This window comes from Fusibacter tunisiensis (assembly GCF_016908355.1).
Lineage (GTDB): Bacteria > Bacillota > Clostridia > Peptostreptococcales > Acidaminobacteraceae > Fusibacter_D > Fusibacter_D tunisiensis.
Window position 1 is genome coordinate 1 of record NZ_JAFBDT010000055.1, and the last position, 2854, is coordinate 2854.

A 2854-nucleotide genomic window follows, 5' to 3' on the forward strand; every position below is an offset into this window, starting at 1 on the left:
TCGCCTGCTGGTTGTGTCTCTGCTACCTCTGGCTCGTCTGTAGAACTACATCCTGCCAAAAACGCGGTAGTTACCATTACTAAGCAAAGAAACAAGATTAACGACTTTTTCATAAATAATCCTCCTTCTTATTAGATGGTGACGTAAAATAGTATACGTCTATTTTATATAATCCCGTTGTCGGGATATATACACTTTTGAATAATCAAAATTGTATGACAATTTCGATTGGTATTACATACATATTTCAAATGTGAACAAACTTGAAAGGGTTTTTTAAGATATTTCTCATTCTACACTAAAAAGCCTAAAAATTAAATAGGAAAAACGCGTATACAATTTTATTACATTTCGGCAATAATTAAGCAAAGCCAACGTCTGGAAATTTTTCTGCATCCTATTTTATGACGCTTATGATTAGTTCGCAACCCGAATATTTTTCAATTTAAAACCCAATCCTTTTAAAACAAAGGCCTCAAACGCGAACTGATATATAAGTAATAAAAAAAGCAAATCTCTTAAATACAACTTCAAAAATTTGAAACTTCAGATTTATTTCCATTCATTTTTCTGAACAATTAATTTCTTGAAAAAAACTTAACATTTAAAAAGCAGCCCCTGCGCCAATATTGACGAGAGACTGCTCATTATATTTTATGATGCTTCTACTTTTGTTGAATCACCATATGTGGATATGGAATATCGATTCCATTTGAATCAAGTGCTTCTTTAACTTGCTCTTGAAGATCAAAATTGAGTGTCCAATAATCTGCCGTGCTCACCCAAACTCTCGTTTTAAAAATCAAAGCACTATCTGCATGTGTTCCCAATCGTACAAACGGTTCAGGATCTTTAATGACAAGAGGGTGTGCATTGATGACCTCTAAGATTGTATTTTTAACATGTTCAATATTAGACCCATAGTCGACACCAAAATCTAAGTCTAATCTTCTTGTAGAATAAAAACCATAGTTTACGATAGAGTCACCTGAAATACTTGAGTTCGGAATCACAATAGCCCGGTTGTCCACTGTTTTCATTTTTGTATAAAAAAGACCAATTTCAGTTACAGTTCCTGAAAAACCAGCACCATCAATATAATCTCCAACTTTAAAGGGTCTAAGTGCAATAATCAAAACGCCACCTGCTAAATTTGACAAACTCCCTTGAAGGGCTAAACCAATCGCCAAACCTGCTGCACCCAATATCGTTACAAATGTTGCCATTGGAACACCTGCAATAAGAATTGCCGTAATCACAACAAGGGCTTTAAAACCAATTTGAACAACCGATCCCAAAAATATTTGAAGTGTATCGTCAACTTTCATCCATGATTTTGTTTTTTCAAGACGTCCTTCTATAAAATTTGCTAATTTAAAACCAATAACTAAAGTCAACAGGGCTAAAATGAGCTTCAAGCCAAATTGCATTACAATCACACGGAAAGTTGCACTAAATACCTCGCCTCCAATAAAATCAAACATAATCATACCTCCTAAATAATTTTTTTCATTATAAGTCCTTGTTTTTCAAATACTGATAGGTACTGAAATCCAAGTGATTTCAAAAGTTCAATATTATCCTCATACCGATACCCCAATGCTTCAGGGCCGTGTGCGTCACTTCCAAGCGTGATGACTTCACCACCAAGTTCTTTATAAAGCTTAAGAAGTTCCCTACTCGGATTATTATCCTCTAGATGATATCTAAACCCACCTGAATTCACTTCAATGCCTTTTCCCAACTCAATTAATTTTTTTAACAACACTTCAACCCAATCAAAATAATCTTTAAAGAGGACTTTTCGAGTTCGCGCATCATATCTTGTGTACAAATCCAAATGTCCAATAACTTGATACCCATTAAACGCCTCTATACTCTTTAACAGTTCTTCATAGTATGTTCGAATAGCATTTAACGGTGTTTGGCTATTAAAAAACTCTTTTCGATACAAATCATGACCTGATACAGTGTGGGTTGATCCAATTATGAAATCATAATCATAGGGGTGAAGCAATTCCATATATCGTTTTCCCAAGTGCGGTTGAAGACCAAGTTCAACACCCGCATAAATTTTAAGACTTGGATACCGTTTTCTGTAGGTTTCAATACTCTGGAAATACCCCTTTTGATCAAATAGCCAATCGCCTTGAGGCACAGAAAGATCATAATCTAAATCAATATGGTCTGTAAAACATAAATCTGTTACCCCAATTTCAATTGCATGTTCAATCATTTCCACCATTGGTGTTTGTGAATCTGGCGAAAAATCACTGTGTACATGGAAATCCATTTTAAATGCTCTCATAATTTGCCTCTCTTATTTTTATGTCATCATGAGAACAGGGTACCATAATTGTTTTTGAATGACAATTAGGTACCCATAATATGTTTAAATCTCTCCTGCAAAGTGACATGCTGCAAAATGTCTTGGCCCAACTTCCTTATTCGGTGGCACAATCTCTTTACAAATGTCTTTTGCATACGGACATCGCGTGTGGAATTTACACCCTTTTGGCGTGTTTACGTTACTTGGAATCTCACCAATAATCGGCTCCATCTTCTTAATGCGATTCGGATTTGGCACCGGAATCGCTGAAAGAAGCGCTCTTGTGTATGGGTGCGTTGGGTTGCTATAAAGATCCTTCTTATCTGCCATCTCAACCAAAGATCCCAAATACATAACCCCTATCCTGTCACTAATGTGCTTTACTACACTTAGGTCATGGGAGATAAACAAATATGATAGGCCCATCTTCTCTTGAAGGTCCATCATCAAGTTCAAGACTTGAGACTGAATCGATACGTCAAGTGCCGATACAGGCTCATCTGCCACAACAAAGTCTGGATTCAG

The 2854-nt window shown here is 36.0% G+C and carries 3 protein-coding genes; all 3 read right to left on the reverse strand.

Features of this window, described 5'->3' with window-relative positions; translation table 11 throughout:
- Positions 1–665: 665 nt before the first annotated feature.
- Positions 666–1484 carry a mechanosensitive ion channel family protein gene (locus tag JOC49_RS12960; protein WP_204665461.1) on the reverse strand — a complete coding sequence of 273 codons (819 nt, stop codon included), beginning with the start codon at positions 1482–1484 and terminating at the stop codon, positions 666–668.
- An 11-nt stretch (positions 1485–1495) separates the two neighbouring features.
- Positions 1496–2308, reverse strand: coding sequence for a histidinol-phosphatase HisJ family protein (locus tag JOC49_RS12965; RefSeq protein WP_204665462.1), 813 nt, complete (start codon positions 2306–2308; stop codon positions 1496–1498).
- Between the two features lie 84 nt (positions 2309–2392).
- Positions 2393–2854: oligopeptide/dipeptide ABC transporter ATP-binding protein (locus JOC49_RS12970; protein ID WP_204665463.1), on the reverse strand; the 462-nt coding region annotated here is incomplete at its 5' end.